General features: G+C 66.4%; 27 protein-coding genes. 9 read left to right on the top strand and 18 right to left on the bottom strand.

Going from position 1 to position 24,858, the window contains the following annotated elements; all coding sequences use genetic code 11:
* Positions 1 to 3: 3 nt before the first annotated feature.
* The 5 genes from truA to accD are packed head-to-tail and all read left to right on the top strand — an operon-like array spanning position 4 to position 4,598.
* The gene (gene truA, locus AC1RVW_RS02500; RefSeq protein WP_106935291.1) at positions 4 to 816 is read left to right on the top strand and encodes a tRNA pseudouridine(38-40) synthase TruA; all 813 of its coding nucleotides are present in this window, start codon (positions 4 to 6) and stop codon (positions 814 to 816) included.
* On the top strand, positions 813 to 1,520 hold the full coding sequence (locus tag AC1RVW_RS02495; protein ID WP_106935292.1) for a phosphoribosylanthranilate isomerase: 708 nt from the start codon (positions 813 to 815) through the stop codon (positions 1,518 to 1,520). Before truA ends, AC1RVW_RS02495 begins: the two co-directional genes overlap by 4 nt.
* Positions 1,521 to 1,568: 48 nt before the next feature.
* The gene (gene trpB, locus AC1RVW_RS02490) at positions 1,569 to 2,855 is read left to right on the top strand and encodes a tryptophan synthase subunit beta (RefSeq protein ID WP_493197812.1); all 1,287 of its coding nucleotides are present in this window, start codon (positions 1,569 to 1,571) and stop codon (positions 2,853 to 2,855) included.
* A complete protein-coding gene (gene trpA / locus AC1RVW_RS02485; RefSeq protein WP_493197810.1) occupies positions 2,855 to 3,700 on the top strand; it encodes a tryptophan synthase subunit alpha in 846 nt (281 codons plus the stop codon). Before trpB ends, trpA begins: the two co-directional genes overlap by 1 nt.
* A 25-nt stretch (positions 3,701 to 3,725) precedes the next feature.
* On the top strand, positions 3,726 to 4,598 hold the full coding sequence (gene accD / locus AC1RVW_RS02480) for an acetyl-CoA carboxylase, carboxyltransferase subunit beta (RefSeq protein WP_012746558.1): 873 nt from the start codon (positions 3,726 to 3,728) through the stop codon (positions 4,596 to 4,598).
* A 68-nt stretch (positions 4,599 to 4,666) separates the two neighbouring features.
* On the opposite strand, the gene AC1RVW_RS02475 is transcribed toward accD, so the two are convergent.
* Positions 4,667 to 5,227, bottom strand: coding sequence for a YggT family protein (locus AC1RVW_RS02475; protein WP_081271184.1), 561 nt, complete (start codon positions 5,225 to 5,227; stop codon positions 4,667 to 4,669).
* A 49-nt stretch (positions 5,228 to 5,276) separates the two neighbouring features.
* Here AC1RVW_RS02475 and AC1RVW_RS02470 point away from each other — a divergent pair, with 49 nt between their 5' ends.
* The 4 genes from AC1RVW_RS02470 to AC1RVW_RS02455 all read left to right on the top strand — a co-directional run bounded on the left by AC1RVW_RS02470 (position 5,277) and on the right by AC1RVW_RS02455 (position 9,398).
* Positions 5,277 to 5,921, top strand: coding sequence for an LON peptidase substrate-binding domain-containing protein (locus tag AC1RVW_RS02470; protein WP_234382732.1), 645 nt, complete (start codon positions 5,277 to 5,279; stop codon positions 5,919 to 5,921).
* A gap of 137 nt (positions 5,922 to 6,058) precedes the next feature.
* Positions 6,059 to 7,606, top strand: a complete 1,548-nt coding sequence (lysS, locus tag AC1RVW_RS02465; protein WP_106935296.1) for a lysine--tRNA ligase — start codon at positions 6,059 to 6,061, stop codon at positions 7,604 to 7,606.
* The gene (locus AC1RVW_RS02460) at positions 7,603 to 8,883 is read left to right on the top strand and encodes an Hsp70 family protein (RefSeq protein ID WP_409195055.1); all 1,281 of its coding nucleotides are present in this window, start codon (positions 7,603 to 7,605) and stop codon (positions 8,881 to 8,883) included. Before lysS ends, AC1RVW_RS02460 begins: the two co-directional genes overlap by 4 nt.
* A complete protein-coding gene (locus tag AC1RVW_RS02455) occupies positions 8,883 to 9,398 on the top strand; it encodes a M48 metallopeptidase family protein (RefSeq protein WP_493197807.1) in 516 nt (171 codons plus the stop codon). The genes AC1RVW_RS02460 and AC1RVW_RS02455 overlap by 1 nt, the downstream gene beginning before the upstream one ends.
* A gap of 18 nt (positions 9,399 to 9,416) precedes the next feature.
* On the opposite strand, the gene nagZ is transcribed toward AC1RVW_RS02455, so the two are convergent.
* The 17 genes from nagZ to fabG form a co-directional block, all read right to left on the bottom strand.
* Positions 9,417 to 10,499 (bottom strand): beta-N-acetylhexosaminidase, encoded by a 1,083-nt coding sequence (gene nagZ, locus AC1RVW_RS02450; protein WP_493197805.1) that lies wholly within the window; start codon positions 10,497 to 10,499, stop codon positions 9,417 to 9,419.
* Complete coding sequence (acpS, locus tag AC1RVW_RS02445) at positions 10,496 to 10,888, bottom strand: holo-ACP synthase (protein WP_081271189.1); 393 nt, start codon at positions 10,886 to 10,888, stop codon at positions 10,496 to 10,498. Before acpS ends, nagZ begins: the two co-directional genes overlap by 4 nt.
* 13 nt (positions 10,889 to 10,901) lie before the next feature.
* On the bottom strand, positions 10,902 to 11,663 hold the full coding sequence (locus AC1RVW_RS02440; RefSeq protein WP_493197803.1) for a pyridoxine 5'-phosphate synthase: 762 nt from the start codon (positions 11,661 to 11,663) through the stop codon (positions 10,902 to 10,904).
* Positions 11,660 to 12,433 (bottom strand): DNA repair protein RecO, encoded by a 774-nt coding sequence (gene recO / locus AC1RVW_RS02435; RefSeq protein ID WP_493197801.1) that lies wholly within the window; start codon positions 12,431 to 12,433, stop codon positions 11,660 to 11,662. Before recO ends, AC1RVW_RS02440 begins: the two co-directional genes overlap by 4 nt.
* A gap of 1 nt (position 12,434) precedes the next feature.
* Positions 12,435 to 13,400, bottom strand: a complete 966-nt coding sequence (era, locus tag AC1RVW_RS02430) for a GTPase Era (RefSeq protein WP_081271192.1) — start codon at positions 13,398 to 13,400, stop codon at positions 12,435 to 12,437.
* A 7-nt stretch (positions 13,401 to 13,407) separates the two neighbouring features.
* Positions 13,408 to 14,094 carry a ribonuclease III gene (gene rnc / locus AC1RVW_RS02425; RefSeq protein ID WP_081271193.1) on the bottom strand — a complete coding sequence of 229 codons (687 nt, stop codon included), beginning with the start codon at positions 14,092 to 14,094 and terminating at the stop codon, positions 13,408 to 13,410.
* A gap of 17 nt (positions 14,095 to 14,111) precedes the next feature.
* Positions 14,112 to 14,480 carry a DUF4845 domain-containing protein gene (locus AC1RVW_RS02420; RefSeq protein WP_081271194.1) on the bottom strand — a complete coding sequence of 123 codons (369 nt, stop codon included), beginning with the start codon at positions 14,478 to 14,480 and terminating at the stop codon, positions 14,112 to 14,114.
* Positions 14,481 to 14,514: 34 nt separating this feature from the next.
* Positions 14,515 to 15,480, bottom strand: coding sequence for a signal peptidase I (lepB, locus tag AC1RVW_RS02415; RefSeq protein ID WP_081271195.1), 966 nt, complete (start codon positions 15,478 to 15,480; stop codon positions 14,515 to 14,517).
* A 7-nt stretch (positions 15,481 to 15,487) separates the two neighbouring features.
* Positions 15,488 to 17,299 (bottom strand): translation elongation factor 4, encoded by a 1,812-nt coding sequence (lepA, locus tag AC1RVW_RS02410; RefSeq protein ID WP_106935302.1) that lies wholly within the window; start codon positions 17,297 to 17,299, stop codon positions 15,488 to 15,490.
* A gap of 523 nt (positions 17,300 to 17,822) precedes the next feature.
* Entirely contained in the window at positions 17,823 to 19,304 is a 1,482-nt protein-coding gene (locus AC1RVW_RS02405) for a DegQ family serine endoprotease (RefSeq protein ID WP_106935303.1), read from the bottom strand.
* A gap of 103 nt (positions 19,305 to 19,407) precedes the next feature.
* Positions 19,408 to 20,514, bottom strand: a complete 1,107-nt coding sequence (locus AC1RVW_RS02400; RefSeq protein WP_493197797.1) for a MucB/RseB C-terminal domain-containing protein — start codon at positions 20,512 to 20,514, stop codon at positions 19,408 to 19,410.
* Between the two features lie 27 nt (positions 20,515 to 20,541).
* Positions 20,542 to 21,219, bottom strand: a complete 678-nt coding sequence (locus AC1RVW_RS02395) for a sigma-E factor negative regulatory protein (protein WP_493197795.1) — start codon at positions 21,217 to 21,219, stop codon at positions 20,542 to 20,544.
* A 17-nt stretch (positions 21,220 to 21,236) separates the two neighbouring features.
* Complete coding sequence (rpoE, locus tag AC1RVW_RS02390; protein ID WP_081271200.1) at positions 21,237 to 21,911, bottom strand: RNA polymerase sigma factor RpoE; 675 nt, start codon at positions 21,909 to 21,911, stop codon at positions 21,237 to 21,239.
* A gap of 10 nt (positions 21,912 to 21,921) precedes the next feature.
* Positions 21,922 to 22,404, bottom strand: a complete 483-nt coding sequence (locus AC1RVW_RS02385) for a hypothetical protein (protein WP_081271201.1) — start codon at positions 22,402 to 22,404, stop codon at positions 21,922 to 21,924.
* A gap of 13 nt (positions 22,405 to 22,417) precedes the next feature.
* Positions 22,418 to 23,662, bottom strand: coding sequence for a beta-ketoacyl-ACP synthase II (gene fabF, locus AC1RVW_RS02380; RefSeq protein ID WP_081271202.1), 1,245 nt, complete (start codon positions 23,660 to 23,662; stop codon positions 22,418 to 22,420).
* A gap of 99 nt (positions 23,663 to 23,761) precedes the next feature.
* The gene (acpP, locus tag AC1RVW_RS02375) at positions 23,762 to 24,001 is read right to left on the bottom strand and encodes an acyl carrier protein (protein WP_007830471.1); all 240 of its coding nucleotides are present in this window, start codon (positions 23,999 to 24,001) and stop codon (positions 23,762 to 23,764) included.
* 99 nt (positions 24,002 to 24,100) lie between these two features.
* A complete protein-coding gene (gene fabG, locus AC1RVW_RS02370; protein WP_081271203.1) occupies positions 24,101 to 24,844 on the bottom strand; it encodes a 3-oxoacyl-ACP reductase FabG in 744 nt (247 codons plus the stop codon).
* Positions 24,845 to 24,858 lie beyond the last annotated feature (14 nt).

Below are 24,858 nucleotides of genomic sequence, written 5' to 3'. Positions count from 1 at the left end.
TTCGTGAGGCTGGCGCTCGGCATCCGCTACAACGGCCAGGCGTACGAGGGCTGGCAAAGCCAGCGCTCGGGCCGCACGGTGCAGGACAAGCTCGAGGCGGCGCTCTCGAAGTTCGCGGCACAGCCCATCGGCACGCTGTGCGCGGGCCGCACCGACGCCGGCGTGCACGCGCTCATGCAGGTGGTGCATTTCGACACCACCGTCGAGCGCGAACCCTTCTCCTGGATGCGCGGCCCCAACCGCTTCCTGCCCGACGACATCGCGGTGCAATGGGCGCAACCGGTGCCCGATGAGTTCCACTGCCGCGCCAGCGCCCTGGCGCGCCGCTACCTGTACGTGCTCTCGCAGTCGCCGGTGCGGCCCAGCCTGGATGCGGGCCGGGTCGGCTGGTCGATGCATGCGCTCGATGGCGACGCGATGCGCGCCGCGGCGGCGCTGCTGGTCGGGCGGCACGATTTCAGCTCGTTCCGCGCCTCGGCCTGCCAGGCCCGCTCGCCGGTCAAGGACCTGCGGCGCATCGAAATCACCCGCATCGGCGACGGCGAGCGCTGCCGCTGGCACTTCGAATTCGAGGCCGACGCGTTCCTGCACCACATGATCCGCAACCTGATGGGCTGCCTCGTGCGCATCGGCCGGGGCGACGAGCCTGTCGAATGGATTTCGCAGGTGCTGGAGGCGCGCAGCCGCAAGGTTGCGGCGCCCACATTCTCGGCGGACGGCCTTTACTTCCTGGGTCCGTTGTACGACGCGAAGTGGGGGCTGCCGGCCGAGGCCACGCTGCAGGCCGGCGGGGCTCCGTATGATGGCCCGCCATGACCTCCCCGAGCGCAGCAGCCACCCGCACCCGCATCAAGATCTGCGGCCTGACCCGTGAGGCCGACGTGGACGCGGCGGTCGAGGCCGGCGCCGACGCCATCGGCTTCGTGCTCTACCCCGGGAGCCCCCGCGCGGTAACGCCGGAACGCGCCGCCGAACTGGCCTCGCGCCTGCCCCCATTCATCACGCCGGTGCTGTTGTTCGTGAACGAAGACCCGTCGACGGTTATCGCGTCGCTCGCCCGCGTGCGGGGCGCCATCGCCCAGTTCCACGGCGAGGAAACGCCCGATCAGTGCGAGGAATCGACCGGGCCGGAGCGCTTTCGTTACATGCGCGCGGCCCGGATTCCCCTGGGGGCTGCCGGAGCCGCCTTCGACCTCGTAAAATACGCGTCCGATTACTCCCACGCCCAGGCCATCCTGCTCGACGCCCATGTCGAAGGTTATGGCGGTGGCGGCAAGGCATTCGATTGGTCACTTCTTCCACCCGCCGTCGACGCTCACCTCGTCTTGAGTGGTGGGCTCACACCTGCAAACGTGAGCGATGGCATTCGCATCCTGCGGACGCGCTGCAAGTCGCTGTCCGTTGATGTGAGCTCGGGCGTCGAAATCGACGGTCCCGGGAACAAGGGCCTCAAGGACGCCGGAAAGATCCGGCAGTTCGTCGCAGCCGTCAGGGCAGCCGACGCGTCCTTCTCAAGTTAGCCGCCGCAGCCGATCGTTGGTCGGGCTGCGGCCCACCGATCGAGAATCATGCAAAGCCAATTCCAGGATTACCAGCAACCCGATGCCACCGGCCATTTCGGCAACTACGGCGGCACCTTCGCGAGCGAAACGCTCACCCACGCGATCAACGAACTGCGCGACGCGTATGCGAAGTTCAAGGACGACCCGGCCTTCCTGGCCGAATTCCACTACGAGCTGAAGCACTTCGTCGGCCGCCCCTCGCCGGTCTACCACGCGGCGCGCACCAGCCGTGAAATGGGCGGTGCGCAGATCTACCTGAAACGCGAAGACCTCAACCACACCGGCGCGCACAAGATCAACAACGTGATCGGCCAGGCGATGCTCGCCCGGCGCATGGGCAAGCCCCGCGTCATCGCCGAGACCGGCGCCGGCCAGCACGGCGTGGCCACCGCCACCATCTGCGCGCGCTACGGCCTCGAGTGCGTGGTCTACATGGGCAGCCAGGACGTGAAGCGCCAGAGCCCGAACGTCTACCGCATGAACCTGCTCGGCGCGACCGTGGTGCCCGTCGAATCCGGCAGCAAGACCCTGAAGGACGCGCTCAACGAGGCCATGCGCGACTGGGTCACCAATGTGGAAAACACCTTCTACATCATCGGCACCGTCGCCGGACCGCACCCCTACCCGACCATGGTGCGCGACTTCCAGAGCGTGATCGGCACCGAGTGCATCGAGCAGATGCCGGCCATGCTGGCCGCCGACGGCATCACCGGCGAAGCCGAGGGCAAACAACCCGATGTGGTCGTCGCCTGCGTGGGCGGCGGCAGCAATGCGATGGGCATCTTCCACCCCTACATTCCGTTCGCGGGCACGCGCCTGATCGGCGTGGAGGCGGCGGGCGAAGGGCTCGACAGCGGCAAGCACTCGGCTTCCATCCTGCGCGGCAGCCCCGGCGTGCTGCACGGCAACCGCACCTACCTGCTGCAGAACGAAGACGGCCAGATCACCGAGACCCACAGCATCAGCGCGGGCCTCGACTACCCCGGCGTGGGACCCGAGCACGCCTACCTGGCGGACGTCGGCCGTGCCGAGTACGTCGGCGTCACCGACAAGGAAGCGCTCGACGCCTTCCACTACCTGTGCCGCACGGAAGGCATCATTCCCGCGCTCGAATCCAGCCACGCCGTGGCACATGCGATGAAGCTCGCCAAGACCATGCGCCCGGACCAATCCATCCTGGTGAACCTCTCGGGCCGTGGCGACAAGGACATCGGCACGGTGGCCGACCTGTCGGGCGTCGACTTCTACGACCGCCCCTCGATGCGCGGCCTGAGCGTGAAGGGAGGCAAGTGATGAGCCGCATTGCAGCAACCTTCGCAGCGCTGAAAAAAGACGGCCGCCGCGCCCTCGTGCCGTACGTCACGGCGGGCTTTCCCTTTGCCGACATCACGCCCGAGCTGATGCACGGCATGGTCGAGGCCGGCGCCGACGTGATCGAACTCGGCGTGCCCTTCTCCGACCCGATGGCCGACGGCCCCGTGATCCAGAAGGCCGGCGAGGCCGCGCTGGCGCTGGGCGTCGGCATGAAGCAGGTGCTGGCCATCGTGGCCGCCTTCCGCCAGAAGGACGCGACCACGCCCGTGGTGCTGATGGGCTATGCGAACCCGGTCGAGCGCTACGACCTGGTGCACGGCAAGAAGGCCTTCATCCGCGACGCGGCCGTGGCCGGCGTGGACGGCCTGCTGGTCGTCGACTACCCGCCCGAGGAATGCGAAGCCTTTGCCGCCGACCTCAAGGCCGCAGGCATCGACCTGATCTTCCTGCTCGCCCCCACCAGCACCGACGAGCGCATGGCCCAGGTCGCGCGCATCGCCAGCGGGTACGTCTACTACGTGTCGCTCAAGGGCGTGACGGGTGCCGGCCACCTCGACGCCGAAGCGGTCGGCCAGATGATTCCGCGCATCCGCCAGCACGTGGGCATTCCGGTCGGCGTGGGCTTCGGCATCCGCGACGCCCGCACCGCGCAGGCGGTCGGATCGGCCGCCGACGCGGTCATCATCGGCACCAAGATCATTCAACTCATCGAAGACCAGCCCCGCGACAAGGTCGTGCCGGCCGTGCGTGAATTCCTCGCGGGCATCCGCGAGGCGCTCGACGCGCTGCCCGCCGCGACGGCCAAGAACGCGGCTGGTCGATAATCACCGCCAACACAAGGAGCCCCTGATGAGCTGGCTTGAAAAACTGCTACCCGCCAAGATCGCGCAAACCGACCCGTCCGAGCGCCGCCAGGTGCCCGAGGGCCTGTGGATCAAATGCCCCGCCTGCGAGACCGTTCTGTACAAGACCGACCTCGAGCACAACCAGAACGTCTGCCCCAGCTGCAGCCACCACCATCGCATCGGCGCCCGCGCGCGCCTGGACGCGTTCCTCGATGCCGAGGGCCGCTACGAGGTCGGCCAGGAAGTGCTGCCGGTCGACGCCCTGAAGTTCAAGGACAGCCGCAAGTACCCCGAGCGCCTGAAGGAAGCCCTGGAAAACACCGGCGAGACCGACGCGCTGGTCGTCATGGGCGGCTCGGTGCACAGCATCAGCGTGGTCGTGGCCTGCTTCGAATTCGAATTCATGGGCGGCTCCATGGGCAGCGTGGTCGGCGAGCGCTTCGTGCGCGGCGTCGAAACCGCCATCGAGCAGAAGGTGCCCTTCATCTGCTTCACCGCCACCGGCGGCGCGCGCATGCAGGAAGGCCTGCTCTCGCTGATGCAGATGGCCAAGACCAACGCCGCGCTCACGCGCCTGGCGAAGAAGGGCCTGCCCTACATCAGCGTGCTGACCGACCCGACCATGGGCGGCGTGTCGGCAGGCTTCGCCTTCGTGGGCGACGTGGTGATCGCCGAGCCCAAGGCGCTGATCGGCTTTGCAGGCCCGCGCGTGATCGAATCGACCGTGCGCGTGACGCTGCCCGAAGGCTTCCAGCGCGCCGAGTTCCTGCAGACCAAGGGCGCGATCGACTTCATCAGCGACCGCCGCGAACTGCGCAAGACCATTGCCAGCACGCTGGCGATGCTGCTGCGCCAGCCGGCCGACGCGGTCAGCTGACACAGGCAGGCGTCCAAAAGACAAGGGCCCGGGTGCATTGCACCCGGGCCCTTTTCAGTTGGGCTCGATCAGAACGTCAGTTGATAGGCAAACACCAGCAGGTTGCTCAGCACGATGGCAATCACCTGCAGCACCACGATGGCCGCCAGCGGCGACAGGTCGATGCCGCCGATCAGCGGAATGAAGCGCCGGAACGGCCGCACCAGCGGCTCGGCCAGGCGGGAGATGAGGTCGAGCAGCATCGGGGAAGCGCCCGGAATCCACGACAGCACGGCATAGACCACCAGCAGCGCCGTCAGCCCCGAGACCGCCAGCTGCATCAGCCCCACCAGCGACACCAGCGGCAAGGTCGCGATCCGTCCGAGGTTGCCGATCAGCAGCCAGAGCAGCAGGAACTTCATCAGCACCAGCAGCCACGCCGCGATCAGGCTCGCCAGGTCCCAGCGCTTCACCGGCGGCACGATGCGCCGCAGCGGAAGCACGATCCAGTCGGTGATGGCGAAGATGAAGCGCCCGAGCGGATTGCCGAAAGGCACCCGGTGGTACTGCATGTAGAGGCGCAGCAGGCAGGCGCCGCCGAGCAGGCCGACGATCACGTCGAGAAGGAACGAGGGAATCTGATAGAGCATGAGGCGCAGCCGTGAGCGGAATGCGATGATAGCCACGCAAGGCTCTTCGATGACGACACAACCCCTTTTGCATTCACTGCCATTGTTCCCGCTCGGCACGGTTCTGTTTCCGGGCGGCCTGCTTCCGCTGCGAATCTTCGAGGTCCGCTATCTCGACATGATCGGCAAGTGCCGCAAGGCCGATGCGCCCTTCGGCGTGGTGAGCCTCACCAGCGGCAGCGAAGTGCGCAAGGCCGGCGCCGACACCGAGAGCTTTGCCGGCATCGGCACGCTGGCCATGATCCGCGAGTTCGAGTCGCCGCAAAGCGGCCTGCTGCAGATCGAATGCATCGGCACGCAGCGATTCCGCGTGCGCCATGCCGAACTGCAGAAGCACGGGCTCTGGGTGGCCGAGGTCGAGGCGGTGAACGACGACGTCGCGCTGGAGATCCCGGACGACCTCAGGCACACCGCCACCGCGTTGCAGCGGCTGCTCGACACGCTGGAAGAACGGCGCCGCGCGCAAGGCGAATCGGTGCGGCTGCCTATCGGCACACCCTACCGGCTCGACGACTGCGGCTGGGTAGCCAACCGCTGGTGCGAGCTGGTGCCGATGCAGCTGGAGCTGCGCCAGCGGCTGATGGAGCTCGACAGTCCGTTGATGCGGCTGGAGCTGGTGAGCGATCTGCTGGCGCGCACGGGCATCACCGAGTAGGCATCACATTTGGCAGCTACATTTTTTGTAGCGCTTTGTGCAGGATTGACGGGCATTCAGGGGCGGTCTCGGTTCAAACCTGATGGGCTAAAATGCCAGCCCCGCGCACGCTCCCGGTTGCGCGCCACCCGCCTCCCATGTCCGATCAAAAGACCCCTACGCCTCCCACGCCCGCCGTCGACGAAAACCAGCTCATCGCCGAACGCCGCGAAAAACTCAAGCTGCTGCGCACCGCGCAGGTCGAGGGCAAAGGCGTTGCGTTCCCGAACGACTTCAAGCCCGGCCACCGCGCCGCGGCACTCGTCGAGGCACATGGCGCCACCGAAGCCGAAGCCCTCGACGCGCAAGCCGTTTCCGTGAGCGTGGCGGGCCGGATGATGCTCAAGCGCGTCATGGGCAAGGCCAGCTTCGCAACGCTGCAGGACGCCACCAGCCGCATCCAGCTCTACGTCACGCGCGACGCGGTGGGCGAAGAGGCCTATGCCGAATTCAAGCGCTGGGACCTGGGCGACATCGTCGGCGCCGAAGGCTCGCTGATGAAGACCAAGACCGGCGAGCTGTCGGTCAAGGTCACCCGGCTGCGCCTGCTCACCAAGAGCCTGCGTCCGCTGCCCGACAAGTTCCACGGCATGGCCGACCAGGAACAGAAGTACCGCCAGCGCTACGTCGACCTGATCACCGACGAATCGGCGCGCGTGCGCTTCACCGCGCGCAGCAAGGCCGTGAGCGCGCTGCGCGAGTTCATGGTGGCCAACGATTTCCTCGAAGTCGAGACGCCCATGCTCCACCCCATTCCCGGCGGCGCCAACGCCAAGCCCTTCAAGACGCACCACAACGCGCTCGACCAGGAAATGTTCCTGCGCATCGCGCCCGAGCTGTACCTCAAGCGCCTGATCGTCGGCGGCTTCGAGCGCGTGTTCGAAATCAACCGGAGCTACCGCAACGAGGGCATCTCGGTGCGGCACAACCCCGAGTTCACGATGATGGAGTTCTACGCGGCCTACTGGAACTACCGCGACCTGATGGACTTCACCGAGACGCTGATCCGCACCATCGCCGACAAGGCCGTGGGCACACAGCAGCTCACCTACCAGGGCAAGCCGGTCGACCTGACCCAGCCCTTCGAGCGCCTGACGATCCGCGAAGCCATCCTGAAGCACACCGATGCCGAAGGCGTGGCCCAGGGCGTGGACGACACCGCCTGGCTCATCGCCGCACTGCGCAAGATCGGCCTGAGCGAAGAAAAGGACAAGCTCTCGCAGCGCAGCCTGGCCAGCCTGCAGGTGATGTACTTCGAGGAAACCGTCGAAGAGAAGCTCTGGCAGCCGACCTTCATCATGGAGCACCCGACCGAGATCTCGCCGCTGGCGCGCGCCAACGACGAGCGCCCCGAGGTCACCGAGCGCTTCGAGCTCTACATCACCGGCCGCGAGTTCGGCAACGGCTTCAGCGAGCTGAACGACGCCGAGGACCAGGCCGCGCGCTTCAACGCGCAGGTCGCGGCCAAGGATAGCGGCGACGACGAAGCCATGTACTACGACCACGACTTCGTGCGCGCGCTCGAATACGGCATGCCGCCCACCGGCGGCTGCGGCATCGGCATCGACCGGCTGATGATGCTGCTGACCGATTCGCCGAGCATCCGCGACGTGATCCTGTTCCCCGCCCTGCGCAGGGAATCTTGAGCGTGCCGTCACCGTCGTCGCTGCCGACGATCGGCATCGACTTCGGCACCTCCAACTCCGCCGTGGCCTGCCGGGTCGACGGCGTCGCCCGCCTGCTGCCCATCGAAGGCGCGGCCACCACGCTGCCGACCGCGATCTTCTTCAACTCGGAAGACCGCACCACGCACTTCGGCCGCGACGCCGTCGCGCAATATCTCTCGGGCACCGAAGGCCGGCTGATGCGTTCGCTCAAGAGCCTGCTGGGCAGCGCGCTGATGCAGGAGAAGACCGCCATCTATGACGGTCTCTTGAGCTTCGAGGACATCATCGCGCGCTTCCTGCGCGAGCTGGCAGTGCGTGCCAGCCGCGAGCTGGGCCAGTTGCCCGAGCGCGTCGTGATCGGGCGGCCCGTGCACTTCGTGGACGACGATCCGAAGCGCGACGAGCGCGCCGAGGAAAGCCTGCGCGTCGCGGCGCGTGCGGCGGGCTTCCGCGAAATCGCCTTCCAGCTCGAGCCGATCGCCGCCGCCTTCGACTACGAGCAGCGCATCGCCAAGGAATCGATCGTGCTCATCGTCGACATCGGCGGCGGCACCTCAGACTTCACCGTGGTGCGCGTGGGCCCCGACCGCGCGGCGCGCGAGGACCGCGGCGACGACGTGCTGGCCACCAGCGGCGTGCACATCGGCGGCACCGACTTCGACCAGCGCCTGAACCTCGAGCGCGTGATGCCGCATTTCGGCTTTCGCCACCACGGCCCGCAGGGGCGCGAGGTGCCGAGCAAAGTGTTCTTCGAGCTGTCGTCCTGGCACCTGATCAACTGGCTCTACGCCGCCAAGGCGGTGCGCCAGGCCAAGGAACTGCGCACCAGCTACAGCGACACGCGCCTGCACGACCGCCTCATGAACGTGCTGGAAGAACGGCACGGCCACCGCATCGCCAGCGCCGTGGAAGCGGCCAAGATCGATGCCTCCGTCACCGATGCGGAAACCGCCATCGACCTCGACTGCGCCGAGCGCGGCCTGGTGGCTTCGCTGTCTCCCGCCGACATGGCGCAACAGCTGGCCGGCCCGCTCGAGAACGTGATCGCCTGCGCCCACGCCTGCGTCAAGCGCGCGGGCCTTCGCAGCGGCGACCTCGACGCGATCTACCTGACCGGCGGCTCGTCCGCCCTGCGACCGTTCCAGCATGCGCTGCGCAAGAGCTTCGCGGGCGTGAACCTGGTCGAGGGCGACCTGTTCGGCGGTGTCGCCACCGGCCTGGCCTGCGTGGCGCGCACCGGACGCGCGGCACGCTGATGAAATACCTGGCGGGCTATCCGGCACCCCTACTGGACCAGGTCCGCCAGCTGATGGCCGAAGACCGGCTCGCCGGCCTGCTGCTCAAGCGCTACCCCGAAGGCTCGCACGACATCCAGACCGACCGCGCGCTGTACGGGTACGTGAGCGAGCTCAAGAGCGACTTCATGCGCAAGGCCGAGCCGCTGTCCAAGGTGATGTTCGACAGCAAGCTGCACGTGATACGCAACGCGCTGGGCACGCACACCACCGTGTCCCGCGTGCAGGGCGGCAAGCTCAAGGCCAAGCGCGAGATCCGCGTGGCCACCCTGTTCAAGGACGTGCCGCTTCCCTGGCTGCGCATGATCGTCGTGCACGAACTCGCCCACATGAAGGAGCGCGACCACGACAAGGCTTTCTATGCGCTATGCATGCATATGGAGCCGGAGTACCAGCAGCTCGAATTCGACCTGCGGCTGTACCTGACCCATCTGGAGACGGGCGGGGAACGGCTCTGGCGCCCCACGGCCGCCTGAAGAAAAAGAGCGCTCGGCTCAGACGGCCGCCAGCAGGCGCAGCGCATCGCGGTGAGTGCGCGACGCGGAAAGCGTGTCCCAGTCGGGCGCGGCCTCTTGCGGCAGCAACGCGAGCCTGCGTGCCTCGCTCGCCGCATCCGGCCGCCATTGCCCGTTGCGCGAAGCCGCCTCGAAGCCATCGAGGAATTGGTCGAGCACCCGTCCGTCGCCGATGCTCTGGTTGCACAGCAGTGCCACGTCGCAGCCCGCCGCCAGCGCCGCCAGCGCGGCGTCGGTGTAGCTCAGCAGTTCGCCGTCGATGTAGCGACCCGCTTCCATGCTCAGGTCGTCGCTGAAGACCGCGCCGTCGAAGGCGAAGCGCTGGCGCAGCACCGCCTTGAGCCACTTCGACGAAAACCCCGCCGGCCGCTTGTCGACCTTGGGGTAGATCACGTGCGCCGGCATCACGGCGGTGAGCGTGCCGGCCAGCCAGTCGTAAGGCCGGGCGTCGTCGCTCAGGATGTCCTTGAGGCTGCGCTTGTCGACCGGGATCTCGACGTGGGAATCGGCCGTGACGAAACCGTGCCCCGGAAAATGCTTGCCGCAGTTGCGCATGCCCTTTTGCAGCATGCCGTGCATGACGCTCTTGGCCAGCAGCGCCACCACGCGCGGGTCGCGGTGGAAACTGCGGTCGCCGATCACGCCGCTGCCGCCGTGGTCCAGGTCGAGCACGGGCGCGAAGCTGAAATCGACGCCGCAGGCGCGCAGTTCGGCCGCGAGCACCTGGCCGGCAGCCGTCGCGGCCTGCGTGGCGCGCATGGCGTCGCGCATCCACAGTTCGCCCAGGGCGCGCATCGACGGCAGTCGCGTGAAGCCGTCGGTGCGAAAGCGCTGCACGCGGCCGCCTTCGTGGTCGACGCAGATCAGCAGGTCGGGGCGTATCGCCTTGATCTCGGCATTGAGCGCGGTCATCTGCGCCCGGTCCTGCCAATTGCGGGAGAAATGGATCACGCCGCCGACCAGCGGGTTGGCAAGGCGCCGGCGGTCGGCCGCGTCGAGTTCGGTCGCGGCCACGTCGATGATCAGCGGCGCATGGGGGCGAGCAGCAAGCTCGGGGGTCATACCTTCTCCACCACCACGAAGCTCGCGGCGTATTCGTTTTCGTCGGTCACGGTCACGTGGGCCGTGAGCCCTTGTGCCTCGAACCAGTCCTTCAGGCCGCCGTGCAGCACGATGACCGGCTTGCCGCTGGGCAGGTTTGCGATCTCGCACAGGCGCCAGCTCATGGGCATGCGCATGCCCATGCCGATCGCCTTGCTGAAAGCCTCCTTGGCGGAAAAACGGGTCGCGAGGTAGCTGATGCCGCGCTTGGGCCAGCGCGCGCTGCGGGCCTTCCAGACCGCGAACTCGGCGTCGCTCAGCACCTTGCGGGCGAAGCGCTCGCCCTGGCGCTCGAAGGTCGCGGTGATGCGCCGCAGGTCGCAGATGTCGGTGCCAATGCCGTAGATCATTCGGCGCCGGCGCTCATTGCTGCGCCTCGCTGATGCATCGCAGGTAGTCGCGGGTGGTGGCGGCATAGCCGAGTTCGAGGGCGTCGGCGACGAAGGCATGGCCGATAGACACCTCCAGCACGCCGGGCACCGCGCGCAGGAATGCAGTCAGGTTGTCGCGGCTCAGGTCGTGGCCGGCGTTGATGCCCAGGCCCGCGGCATGGGCCGCGCGCGCCGTGTCGGCATAGCGCTGGAGCACGGCCTGCTCGTCGGGCGTGCCGCGCGAGGCGGCATAGCCTTCGGTGTAGAGCTCGACGCGGTCGGCGCCCACGGCCTTGACGGCGGCCATCATCTCGGGAATTGGATCCATGAACAGGCTGACGCGCACGCCCAGCGCGCGGGCCTCGGCGATCAGCGGGCGCAGGCGCTCGGCATCGTCGGGGAAGGTCCAGCCGTGGTCGCTGGTCGACTGGGTTTCGCTGTCGGGCACGAAGGTGGCCTGGTGCGGCTTCAGCGTGCGCACGAAGTCCATCAGGTTCTGGAACGGGTTGCCTTCGATGTTGAACTCGATGGCGGGCCAGTCCCTGGCGAGCAGCTCCGACAGGTCGCTCACGTCGTGCGCGCGGATGTGGCGGGCATCGGGGCGGGGGTGCACTGTGATGCCCTGCGCGCCGGCGGCCAGGCAGGCCTGCGCGGCCTTGACCACGCTCGGGATGCCCAGGTGGCGCGTGTTGCGGACCAGGGCCACCTTGTTGAGGTTGACGGACAGCGAGGTGACGTTGCCTGAGGTGCTCATAGTGCTTGCAGATCTCTCATCATTTGCCGCGTGCGCAGCGTGGACACGCCGCAATGGTAGTTGAGCAAGGCGCGCAGCTGGTTCCGCAGGGCGCTGTTGCTGCCGGCGTTCATGGTGGCCACTTCGCGCAGCGTGGCGGTGAACGGGGCGCGGTCGTCGAGCACCGACTGCAAGGCCTGCCAGTCGGCGCCGGCAAGCGCGGCCTCCTTGCCGTCCGCCTGGCGCAGGCCGGCTTCGGGCACGAGGCTGTAGCGGGTGTCGGCCACGAGCGGCTCCAGCGTCAGGGTCTGGACCTCGAGCGACGGCAGCAGCCCGACCCCGCGCAGCAGCAGCAGTTCGAAGGCGCGCAGCGCGGCCGCATGGGTGGCCGCCTGGGCGCCGGCGTGGTCGCCCGCCAGCACCTGCACCACGCCCGCATAGGCGTCGAACAGCGCTTCGTGAGCATCGTCGCGCGCCAGCAGGCGCAGCAGCAGTTCGTTGACGTAGTAGCCCGACAGCAACGCCTCGCCGGTCGGCATGACGTGGCCACCCATCCACTCGGCGCCCTTGAGCGTGCGGATCTCGGCATCGCCGCCGTAGTTGAGCTGCAGCGGCTGAAGCGGCAGCAGCACGGGCCGGAAATTGGAACTCGGCCGCTTCGCCCCCTTGGCCACCAGCGCGATGCGCCCGTGGTGCCGGGTGAAGACCTCGAGGATCAGGCTCGACTCGCTCCAGTCGTAACGGTGTAGCACATAAGCCGGTTCGTGCGAAACGCGGTGGGCAGCAGCCACTTCATTCGTAGCCGAACGAACGGACTCGCGCTTCGTCGTCGGCCCAGCCCGAGCGCACCTTCACCCACAGTTCGAGGAACACCTTGGCGTCGGCCAGCTTCTCCAGCTCCACGCGGGTTTCCATGCCGATGCGCTTGATGCGCTCGCCCTTGTCGCCGATCACCATGGCCTTGTGGCCGTCGCGCTCGACCACGATGGTGGCGGCGATGCGCAGCAGGCGCTTCTGGCCCTTCTTCTGGGGCGGCTCTTCCTCGAACTTGTCGATGATGACGGTCGAGGTGTAGGGCAGCTCGTCGCCGGTCAGGCGGAACAGCTTTTCGCGCACCAGTTCGCCCGCGAGGAATTTCTCGCTGCGGTCGGTGAGCTCGTCTTCGTCATAGAACCAGGGCTGCTCCGGCAGGTACTTCTTGCAGATGTCGAACAGTCGCTCGACGTCCTTGGCGTTCTTGGCCGACATCGGCACGAACTCGGCGAAGCTGTGCTTCTCCTGCATGGTCTGCAGCCAGGGCGCGATGTCGCCGCGGCGGTGCACGTTGTCGAGCTTGTTGGCCAGCAGCACCGTCGGAATGCCCTTGCCGAGCAGCTTGAGCACGCGCTCGTCGGCCGGCGTGAAGCTGCCCGCCTCGACCACGAAAAGAATCAGGTCCACGTCGCCGACCGCGCCCTGCACGGTCTTGTTGAGCGACTTGTTCAGCGCGTTGGCATGCAGGGTCTGGAAACCCGGCGTGTCGACGAACACGAACTGCGTGGCGCCCAGCGTGCGCATGCCGGTGATGCGGTGGCGCGTGGTCTGCGCCTTGCGCGATGTGATGCTGATCTTCTGGCCGACCAGCGCATTGAGCAGCGTCGACTTGCCCACGTTGGGCTTGCCGACGATGGCGATGAGGCCGCAGTGCTGCGGCCCGGTTGCAGGCGCATCGCCTGCGGTGTCTTCAGGTCCCGCTACGGGATTGATAGCATCGTTCATTCTGATTTCACGCGGCGCCGCGTGCCTTGAGCCGGATCAACATGGCGGCCGCGGCAGCCTGCTCGCCGGCGCGGCGCGAGCCGCCGATGCCGCGTTCGCGAAGTCCCAACTCGGGCACCTCGCACTCGACATCGAAAGTCTGCTTGTGCGCCGCGCCCAGTGTGGCGGCCACGCGGTACACCGGCAGCTTCATTTTGTGGCCCTGCAGCCATTCCTGCAATTCGGTCTTAGGGTCTTTCGCCGCGGCTTCCATGCGCGGATTGATCTCGACCGCCTCGTACAGCCGGTGCACCAGCGCCTGGGCGGCCGCGAAACCGGCGTCGAGATAGACCGCGCCGATCAGCGCCTCGAGCGCATCGGCCAGGATCGACGGGCGGTTGGGGCCGCCGGAACGGGCCTCGCCTTCGCCGAGCTTGAGCAGCGGCGACAGCGCCAGCCCGACCGCCAGCCGGTGCAAGGTATCTTGTTTGACCAGGTTGGCGCGCACGCGCGAAAGGTCGCCCTCGGGCAGCGCCGAAAGACGGATGTAGAGCAGGTGGGAAACCGCGAGATTCAGCACCGAGTCGCCGAGAAACTCCAGGCGCTCGTTGTGGTCGGCCGAGAAACTGCGGTGCGTGAGCGCGAGCTGGAGCAGCCGCGGATCGGAGAAGGTGTGCTGGAGACGCGCCTGCAGCGCGACAAGGCTGCCGTCCACCTTTTTAAGCGCCGCGTTCAGCGGGTCTCGCCCTTGTATTTGAGCGTCAGGTAGGCCGGGCCGAAAAGGGGAATCTCGCGCTCGTAGGCATACGAGACCACCACCTTGTCGCCGACCTTCTTGATGTCCAGGTCCTTGCCGCTGACCGACTTGAAGTCGTCGATGGCCTGCGCGCGGTCGAAGATGGCGCGCACTTCGGGCACGGTCGTGCCTTCCTTGGCCTTGTTGGCGGCCTTGTCGATCGCCTGCCACTCGATCAGCGTCGGAATGACCTGCGCGACGACCACGCCCACGCACGCGAGCACGACCGCGACGAACACCAGCCCGATGAACGAAATGCCGCGCTGTTGCGACGCCCTGCCGGCGACAGACCGATGTGTTCTCATGCCCTCTTACCCCTCGAACGATGCCGATGACGGCTTATTGAAACGGACCGATGCGTCCCAGGTCGCCGAAATTCATCCAGACGAAGAACGCCCGGCCAACGATGTTCTGGTCGGGGACGAAACCCCAGAAACGCGAATCCGCCGAATTATCGCGGTTGTCGCCCATCATGAAATACTGGCCGGCGGGCACTTTGCAGACCACGCCTTCGACCGAGTAGCGGCAGTTTTCGCGGCCCGGGAAGTCGCTGGCGCCCGGCACGAAGTTGGGTGCCGCGTCGTCGTTGAGGATCTTGTGCTGCTTGCCGCCGAGGTTCTCGGTGAACTGCTTGAGCAGGCGCATCGATTCGCCGTCGAGGTAGTCGGCGTCCGGCGACTTGGACACCGGCTGGCCGTTGATCATGAGCTTCTTGTTCAGGTAGGACACCTCGTCGCCCGGGATGCCGACCACGCGCTTGATGTAGTCCATGCTGGGCTTGGGCGGGTAGCGGAACACCACCACGTCGCCGCGCGCCAGCGGCGTGCCGTCGGTGATCTTGGTGTTGATCACCGGCAGGCGCAGGCCGTAGGTGAACTTGTTGACCAGGATCAGGTCGCCGGTCAGCAGCGTGGGCATCATCGAGCCCGAAGGAATCTTGAAGGGCTCGTACAGGAACGAGCGCAGCAGGAACACCACCAGGATCACCGGGAAGAGCCCGGCGGTCCAGTCGAGCCACCAGGGCTGCATCAGCAGGCGTTCGCTCGCCTTGGCGTCGGCGGTGTCGACCTGCTTGATGCCCTGGCCGGCCAGCCGCTCGTTGCGCTCGGCCAGCGAGGCTTCGAGCCTGGCGGCGGCCTGCTCGCGCTTCGGCAGGAAATAGAAGCGTTCGGCCAGCCAGTAGAGGCCGGTGACCACCGTCGCCAGGAACAGCAGCAGTGCGAAGTTGCCTTCGATCGCGCCGAAATACCAGGCACCGACATAGCCGGCGAAAACCGCGAGTACCAGGGAGGTGAGGAATGCCATTTTTTGATCAGTCTTCGACTTGCAGAATCGCGAGGAAGGCCTCTTGCGGGACCTCGACGGAGCCGATCTGCTTCATTCTTTTCTTGCCGGCCTTCTGCTTCTCGAGCAGCTTCTTCTTGCGGGAGATGTCGCCGCCGTAGCACTTGGCCAGCACGTTCTTGCGAAGGGCCTTGATTGTCTCACGCGCAATGATGGTGACACCGATGGCCGCCTGGATCGCCACGTCGTACATCTGGCGCGAAATGATCTCGCGCATCTTCGAGACCACCGCCCGGCCGCGGTACTGCGACTGGCTGCGGTGCACGATGATCGACAGCGCGTCGACCTTGTCGCCGTTCAGCAGGATGTCGACCTTCACCACGTCGGACGCGCGGTACTCCTTGAACTCGTAGTCCATGGAGGCGTAGCCGCGGCTCACCGATTTCAGCTTGTCGAAGAAGTCGAGCACGATCTCGCCGAGCGGCATCTCGTAGGTCAGCATGACCTGGCGGCCGTGGTAGGCCATGTTCATCTGCACGCCGCGCTTCTGGTTGGCCAGCGTCATGACGGAGCCGACGTATTCCTGCGGCATGTACAGGTGCACGGTGACGATCGGCTCGCGGATCTCGGCCATGCGGCCGACGTCGGGCATCTTGGACGGGTTCTCGACCATGATCACCTCGCCGTCGTTCTTGACCACCTGGTAGACCACGCTGGGCGCGGTCGTGATCAGGTCCTGGTCGAACTCGCGCTCCAGCCGCTCCTGCACGATTTCCATGTGCAGCAGGCCGAGGAAGCCGCAGCGGAAGCCGAAGCCGAGCGCCTGGCTCACTTCGGGCTCGTAGCGCAGCGACGAATCGTTGAGCTTGAGCTTCTCCAGCGCGTCGCGCAGCGAGTCGTACTCGCTGGCTTCGGTGGGGTACAGGCCCGCGAACACCTGCGGCTGGATTTCCTTGAAGCCGGGCAGCGCCTCGGTTGCCGTGGCCGCCGCACCGCCGGTGCCCGGCCTGATCAGCGTGACCGTGTCGCCGACCTTGGCGGCCTGCAGTTCCTTGATGCCCGCGATGATGTAGCCCACCTCGCCCGCCTCGAGCGAAGGCCGCGGCTCGTTGGCCGGCGTGAACACGCCCACGCTGTCGGCGTTGTACATCGCGCCGGACGCCATCATCTTGATGCGCTCGCCCTTCACGAGCCGGCCGTCGACCACGCGCACCAGCATGACGACGCCGACGTACGGGTCGAACCAGCTGTCGACGATCATCGCGCGCAGCGGGCCGTCGGGGTTGCCGCGCGGCGCGGGCATGCGTGCGACGATGGCTTCGAGGATGTCGTCGATGCCGACACCGGTCTTGGCGGAACAAGGAATCGCGTCGGTCGCGTCGATGCCGATCACGTCTTCGATCTCGGTGCGCGCGTTATCGAGGTCCGCGTTGGGCAGGTCGATCTTGTTGAGCACCGGCACCACTTCGACGCCGAGGTCGAGCGCGGTGTAGCAGTTGGCCACCGTCTGCGCTTCGACACCTTGCGATGCATCGACGACGAGCAGCGCGCCTTCGCATGCAGACAGCGAGCGACTCACTTCATACGAGAAGTCGACGTGGCCCGGCGTGTCGATCAGATTGAGGTTGTAGACCTGTCCGTCGCGTGCCTTGTAGTGCAGCGCCGCGGTCTGTGCCTTGATGGTTATCCCACGCTCTTTCTCGATGTCCATCGAGTCGAGCACCTGCGCTTCCATCTCGCGTTCCGCGAGGCCGCCGCAGCGCTGGATCAAACGGTCTGCGAGCGTCGACTTGCCATGGTCGATGTGCGCAATGATCGAAAAATTTCTGATGTGATTCATCAACGGGAACGCTTAAGTACTTGAATTGGCTCGCGCGCAGAGGGCGACAGGCAAGAAAAAAGGGCGCGTCTTCTGGAGACGCGCCCTGAACCAACAAGCAATGGCAACTGCAGTAGTTGGAACTTCATTGTAGGCAAAAAGGGAAGCACGTACATCCGGGAACAGGCTCCAAAGGGGTCGTTGCAGGTCCACAACATCAAAGATATAAACAGGTTATCAACAGGATCGGGGGAGCAGTTACTGAACAACTTGTGGGCGATCTGTGGAGCACCGGTGGACTGCTGTCTGACATCTCGCATCGTGAAGGCCAGCGCACTCCTTATGCGCTGGCCGGCCGTCGAGGGTGCTCTATTCTACCGAAATTCGTCCTTAGGCCTTTTATAAGTTAGTAGGCACAAACAAAATCAGAGGGTCTTGGCCTCCCAGATTTTTTTTGGGGCACGGCGCCAGAACGTCGTAAACACCTCAAAAAAACGGCCCCAAACCCGACTGCCGGGTGGGGCCACTTGACGCCAGCGTCAGATCAGCGTGCGGGGCGGATCAGGGCGTACTGCGCCCAGTCACCGCGGCGGAACAGCACGCTGAGCGCCTTGCTCTTGTCGGCCTTGCCGATGGCGGACTCGAATTCACGCGCGTTCGCGATGTCCGAATTGCCCACGGCCAGGATGATGTCGCCCTCGCGCAGGCCCGCGCGCGCAGCGGCGTCGCTGGCAGCATCGACCTTCACGCCGCCCTTCAGCTTGAGCTCTTTCTTCTGCGCGTCGGTGAGGTCGCTCACCGCAAGGCCGAGCGATTTGGCGGCCGCGGATACCGGTGGCTTGGCCGGCGTTTCGTCTCGGTCGGTCGCGCGCTTGCTGGGCTTGTCGGGTTCGATCTCGGCAATGGTCACGCTGAGGTCGCGCGACGCACCGCGGCGGAACACCGTGAGCGTGCTCTTCGTGCCGGGCTTGGTGTTGCCCACCAGGCGCGGCAGGTCGCTCGGCTTCTCGATGGCCTTGCCGTCGAACTTGGTGATCACGTCGCCCGGCTCCACGCCGGCCTTCTCGCCCGGCGATCCGGCCTCGACGCCGCGCACCAGCGCGCCCTGCGCCTTGCCAAGGCCGATGGCCTCGGCCACGTCCTTCGTCACCTGGTCGATCTGCACGCCGATGCGGCCGCGCGACACGCGGCCCGAGGTGCGCAGCTGGTCGCTCACGCGGATCGCCTCGTCGATCGGGATCGAGAACGAGATGCCCATGAAGCCGCCCGAGCGCGAATAGATCTGGCTGTTGATGCCGACCACCTCGCCGCGCATGTTGATCAGCGGGCCGCCCGAGTTGCCGGGGTTGATGGCCACGTCGGTCTGGATGAACGGCAGGTATTCGCCGGTGTCGCGCTGCTTCGCGCTCACGATGCCGGCGGTGACGGTGTTCTCGAGGCCGAACGGCGAGCCTATGGCCATGACCCATTCGCCGACGCGCAGCCTGGAGATGTCTCCCACCTTCACGGCCGGCAGGCCCGTGGCCTCGATCTTGACGACGGCGACGTCGGTGCGCTTGTCGGCGCCCACGATCTTGGCCTTGAACTCGCGCTTGTCGGGCAGCGTGACCAGCACCTCGGAAGCGTCTTCCACCACGTGCGCATTGGTCATCACGTAGCCGTCGGCCGTCAGGATGAAGCCGGAGCCCACGCCGCGGGGGCGCTCCTCTTCCTGCGGTTGCTGCGGCCGGTTCTGGCGCGGGCCCGAACGGGGCGCGCCCGGCAGCGGCTGGCCGAAGAAGCGGCGGAAGAATTCCTGCATCTCCTCGTCCATCTCGCCGTTGCCGGCGCGCGGCGTCACCTTCTCGATGGTGCGGATGTTGACGACGGAGGGGCCGACCTGGTCGACCAGGTCGGTGAAATCGGGCAGCGTGCGCGTCTGCGCGTGCACGGGCTCGACAGGCAGGAAGCTGGCGCCCGCCGTGAGCGCAAGCGCGAAAGCCAAAACACCGGAACGAAGCTTGTGTCCCTCGACTTTGAAGATCATCGGTTTTCTTTCAAAAGAGCAGAGCGGCTAAAAAACAAGTGCTATGAGTCTGCGGCACAGGCTTGGTTCAGCGCAACCGGCCTTGCGCGGCAAATGCGTCGAATCAGCGCGTGCGCGCGAGGCTCTGGGCGAACGCGTTGAGTGTCTGCTGCGGCACTTCGCCGACCGCGGTCAGCCACCAGTCGCTGGCGGGTTCCGGCAGGCGCCGGCGGATCGCATTGGTGGCGCCGATGGTCAGCACGCCGTCGCGCGGCGCACGCGCGGCATCGTAGCGCTCGATGAAGAGCGATACCGAGGCCAGTCCGTCGGAGAAAGTCCACTGGACCGTGGTCGCGTCCTGTTGTTTCTGCTTGCCGCCGCTGTTGTTGTTGTTGCTGCTGCTGCCATCGCCGCTCGGGGGACGGCGGAAGAAGCTGCGCGGCTTGAACCCGGCCACCGGCGTGCTGAGGGTCCAGCCCTCGTCCTGTGCGCTGGAGCGCTCGAGCTCGAGCTTCTCGATGCGGTAGCCGGAGGTGTTGGCCATCATCTGTGCCAGCGCCTGCGGCTTCACGGGTGCGTCGAGCTGCAGTTCGGAGAACGCCGACTGCTCCACCACGCGCGATTCGCTGTCGATGGTCTGCAGCTTCACCACGAGGCCGGATCGGCGCTCGCTCCAGACGCGGTAGCCGAAGCGCAGCGCGTCGTGCGGCACCAGCTGCACCACGTCGGCGTCGAAGCCCGCCACGCGGTCCTTGCCGATCGCACGCACGTCGTAGAAATCGCTGATCGACGAATCTGGCTTGTCCGGCAGGTTCGGGAAGAGATCGAGGTTCTCCCGCTTCTCGACCTTGACGACCTTCGCCTCCGGCAGGAAGGTCATGACGTTGCGGTTGCGCCGGAAGGTCGAACGCGGCGGTCCCGACAGGGCCTCGATGCGCTCGATCTGGTGCTCGCCGTCGCGCACGTGCCAGATGCGCGCGCTCGACAGGTCGCCGCCCGGCGCCGACACCACAAAAGTGCCCACGTAATTGCGCTGCCGGGCCCCCGTGTGCATGCGCTGCAGCCACTCGGTGACGCTCATTGCCGGCGGCTCGTCCGTCTGCGCCGCGGCCGCGCTCTTGGGATTCACCGCGGCGCCTGAACGAGGCTGCGCGATGGAAACCTGCGCCAGGCAGAAAGCTGCAAACACGAGCACGCAGGCGCGCGCGGAAATCGGCATCTGAACGGTCATTAGGGGCGGGCTGCTAAGGGCGCGCTGTCAGCGCGTGGGTCCCTCGAAAGTGGCATTGCGCAGGAAGCCCGAAGGCATTTGCGAAGCGCCGCCGGCCTGCTGGTGCGCTTCGAGCAGTTGGTCGAGCCGCGGATCGCGCAGCATGACCTGCGGAGCGCCGTTGCCGACGATGACGCGCGTGGGCGTCAGCGTGCCGCCGGCGGGCTGCTGCGGGCCGTTCAGTGCCGCTGCGGCCAGCACCGAATTGACCGCCGGCTGTTGTTGCTGCTGGATCGACGCGAGTTGCGCGCCAGGCTGGGGAATGGCAGCGCCGTTGCCGACCAGCGTCCAGCCGATGGCGGCCACCGCCATCAGCGAGGCGGCACCGGCCACCAGCTTCCAGCGGAACACCGGCTCGTTGGCCGCCTCCGCCCTGCGCTGCAGGGGAAGCGCCACAGGCGCGGCGACCGGCGCCGCCACCGGAGCGAGCACCACGGGCTCCGCGGCCAGGCGTTGCTGGAAGCGCGCCAGGAAGGCCGAGCTGTCGCTGCACGGCGAATGGGAGCCCGAACGCAGCACGTCGCCCACCACTTGGTAGGCCTGCCAGGTCGCACGCGATTCGCTGTCGGCGCAGATGGCCTCGATCGCCTGCGCGAACGACTCGCCCTGCAAATGACCATCCGCAAGTGCGGACACCTGTTCCCGAACCGTCATCGTCTGATTCATTTCATTCACCTGCTTACTTACCAACGTTTGCCGGACTGGTTGTCCAGCAGCGGCTTGACCCTGGCCGAAATGGCCTCGCGCGCCCGGAAAATTCGCGAACGCACCGTGCCGATAGGGCAATCCATGACCTCGGCGATCTCTTCGTAACTCATGCCCTCGATTTCGCGCAGCGTGACCGCCTGGCGCAACTCGGCGGGGAGTGCTTCCATGGCAGCTTCGACGGCACTGGCGATTTCGTTCGCCGCCAGGACCGATTCGGGGGTTTCGTCGGTGGTTGGTTCGTTTCCGGGACGGTAAGTTTCATCTTCGTCCTCAGAAGAAGACCTCAGGGCGGCTTCGGAAACGGTCGGGTCGCGCTTCATGTCCACCAGCGCCTTCTTGGCGGTGTTGACGGCGATCCGGTAGAGCCAGGTGTAGAACTGGGCTTCTCCGCGGAACTGATGCAGCGCGCGGTAGGCCCGAATGAAGGTTTCCTGCGCGATGTCCTCGATCAGGTCGACATCGCGCACCATGCGTCCGATCAGGCGCTCGATGCGGCGCTGGTACTTGATGACCAGCAGCTCGAACGCCTTCTGGTCGCCCGCGACCGTGCGCTGGACCAGCTGGAAGTCGACCTCGCCCGGACGCGGCGCTTCCGCGGGCGCGTCGGTCAGCCCGGAATCCGGCGGCACTGGCGGCGGAGAAGTGGTCATCGAGAAAGGTTCAGGGAGCGTCGGCAGGAGCCGTCGCACGCCAGGAGTCGCCCGCTGGCTCCGCGGATGGGGGGCGCGAATATACCGCACGGCGTACGTCGCGCCAGCGCTCCGGCATGGCTCGCTGCTCGATCCAGACCCAGTGGCGGGCGCGGCCCGGCTCGGTGAGCCGCAGCAGCATCAGCGACTGGAAATCGAGCGCCGCCAGCACACGCGCGTTGCGCACGCCGCGCGCCGCATCGGCACTCGACAAGGACCACTGAAGGCCATCGAAATGCAGCACGCCGGCGCCGTCGCGCCGCAGGCCGAAACCCGCCGCGACGCCCGCAAACACGACACTGAGCACCAGCAGCAACTGGCGCCATCCGGCGCTATCGAACAGATAGCAGGACGCGCCCGCGCAGCAGGCACCCAATGCCCACAGGACGACGAGGATCCGGGTTGCGCCGCGTGAGCGCCCCACCGGGTAGTTCACCGACGGTGCGCTGTGCATGACCGAGCAATGCTCAAGCGCGCTTGAACACCAGCGTGCCGTTGGTGCCCCCGAAGCCGAAGTTGTTCTTGACCGCGACGTCGATCTTCAGATCGCGCGCCTCGTTGGCGCAGTAGTCGAGATCGCACTCCGGATCCTGGTTGAAGATGTTGATGGTCGGCGGGCTCTTCTGCTCGTGCAGCGCCAGGACCGTGAACACCGATTCGATGCCGCCCGCGCCGCCCAGCAAGTGGCCGGTCATGGACTTGGTCGAATTGACGACGAGCTTCTTCGCGTGATCGCCGAAGGCCAGCTTGACCGCATTGGTCTCGTTGACGTCGCCGATCTGCGTCGAGGTGCCGTGTGCATTGAGGTATTGCACCTGGTCGGCGTTGACGCCCGCATTCGACAGCGCCATGGCCATCGAACGGCGCGGGCCGTCGACGTCGGGTGCCGTCATGTGATACGCGTCGCCGGTCAGGCCGAAGCCCGCGACTTCCGCGTAGATCTTGGCGCCGCGCGCCTTGGCGTGCTCGTACTCCTCGAGCACCAGCACGCCGGCCCCCTCGCCCAGCACGAAGCCGTCGCGGTCCTTGTCCCACGGACGGGAGGCCGTGGCGGGATCGTCGTTGCGGGTGCTCAGCGCGCGAGGCGCGGTGAATCCGCCGATGCCGAGCGGGGAGATGGTCGACTCGGCGCCGCCGGCGATCATCACGTCGGCATCGCCGTACTCGATCATGCGGGCCGAGGTGCCGATGGCGTGCAGGCCGGTGGTGCAGGCGGTCACGACGGCGATGTTCGGGCCCTTGAAGCCGTACTTGATCGACACGTGGCCGGAGATCATGTTGATGATCGACGCAGGCACGAAGAACGGCGAAACGCGGCGCGGGCCGCGGTTCATCAGTTCACCGTGCGTTTCCTCGATCATCGGCAGGCCGCCGATGCCGGAGCCGATGTTGCAGCCGATGCGCACGGCCTCTTCATAGGAAAGCGCGTCGCCGGTCGGCAGTCCGCTGTCCTGCACCGCCTGGATGGCGGCGGCCAGACCCAGATGAATGAAGCGGTCCATGTGACGCGCTTCCTTCTCCGAGATGTATTGGGTGATGTCGAAACCCTTGACTTCACCGGCGAACTTGCAAGCGAAGGCGCTTGCATCGAACGCGGTGATGTTCGCAATGCCCGACTTCCCGGCCAACAGGTTGGCCCAGGATTCGGTTGCGGTGTTTCCGACAGGAGCGATGCAACCGAGCCCGGTCACGACGACGCGGCGTTTGGTCATGCCGGCAAACCTTTCTGGAAGCGCTGAACAGTTGCCTGCCGGCGCGTGCGGTTCAAGTAAAAGCCGCCGGCCGCAGTTGCAATCTTGTCAGCTGGCCGATCAGGCCTTTTGATTCTTGGTGGCGTAGTCGACGGCGTTTTGCACCGTGGTGATCTTCTCGGCGTCTTCGTCGGGAATTTCGATGCCGAATTCGTCTTCGAGTGCCATCACGAGTTCGACCGTGTCGAGAGAGTCGGCGCCGAGGTCGGCCACGAAAGCCTTTTCATTCGTCACTTGGGACTCTTCCACGCCGAGTTGCTCGGCGATGATTTTCTTGACACGTGCTTCGATATCGCTCATTTGGTTCCCTCTGAGGGTTGTAGGTAATCGGTGGATTTTAGCCGGGCGCATTGTGGCATTTGCCGCGCACCCGGTACGGGAAAAGGTTGCGCCTTGCGGCTACATGTGCATGCCGCCGTTGACGTGCAGCTCCTGCCCCGTGACGTAGGACGCCTGGGGCGATGCGAGGTAAGCCACCGCGTGCGCGATGTCGGCCGGCTTGCCCAGATGGCCCAACGGGATCTGCTGGAGCAGCGCCTGTTGCTGGGCTTCGGGCAGGCTGGCCGTCATGTCGGTTTCGATGAAACCGGGTGCGACGCAGTTGACGGTGATGTTGCGGCTGCCGAGCTCGCGGGCCAGCGCGCGGGTCATGCCCGCGACACCGGCCTTGGCGGCCGCGTAGTTGGCCTGGCCGGCATTGCCGGAGGCGCCGACCACGCTGGTGATGCTGATGATGCGGCCGTAGCGCTGCTTCATCATCGGGCGGATCACGGCGCGCGAGAGCGAGAAGACGGCCTTGAGATTGGTGTCGAGCACCGCGTCCCAGTCGCTGTCCTTCATGCGCATGGCGAGCGTGTCGCGCGTGATGCCGGCGTTGTTGACCAGCACGTGGATCGCGCCGTAGGCCTTGACGATCTCGTCGATCAGGGCCTCGACCGCCGCGCCGTCGTTCACGTCGAGCGCACGGCCGCGGCCGTCATAGGCGCTCAGGGCCGAAGTGATCTTTGCCGCGCCCTCGTCGGTGGTGCCGGTGCCCACGACCTTCAGGCCGCGCTGCGCCAGCTCCAGCGCGATGGCTGCGCCGATGCCGCGCGTCGCGCCGGTGACCAGGGCGACTTGCCCTTCGAATTTGGGAATGCTCATAAGAAAAAGTATCG

It is taken from the genome of Variovorax sp. MPBD4-3, assembly GCF_058809745.1.
The sequence above is the reverse complement of the archived record's forward strand: the minus strand, read 5'-3'. Positions and strand labels throughout refer to the sequence as shown.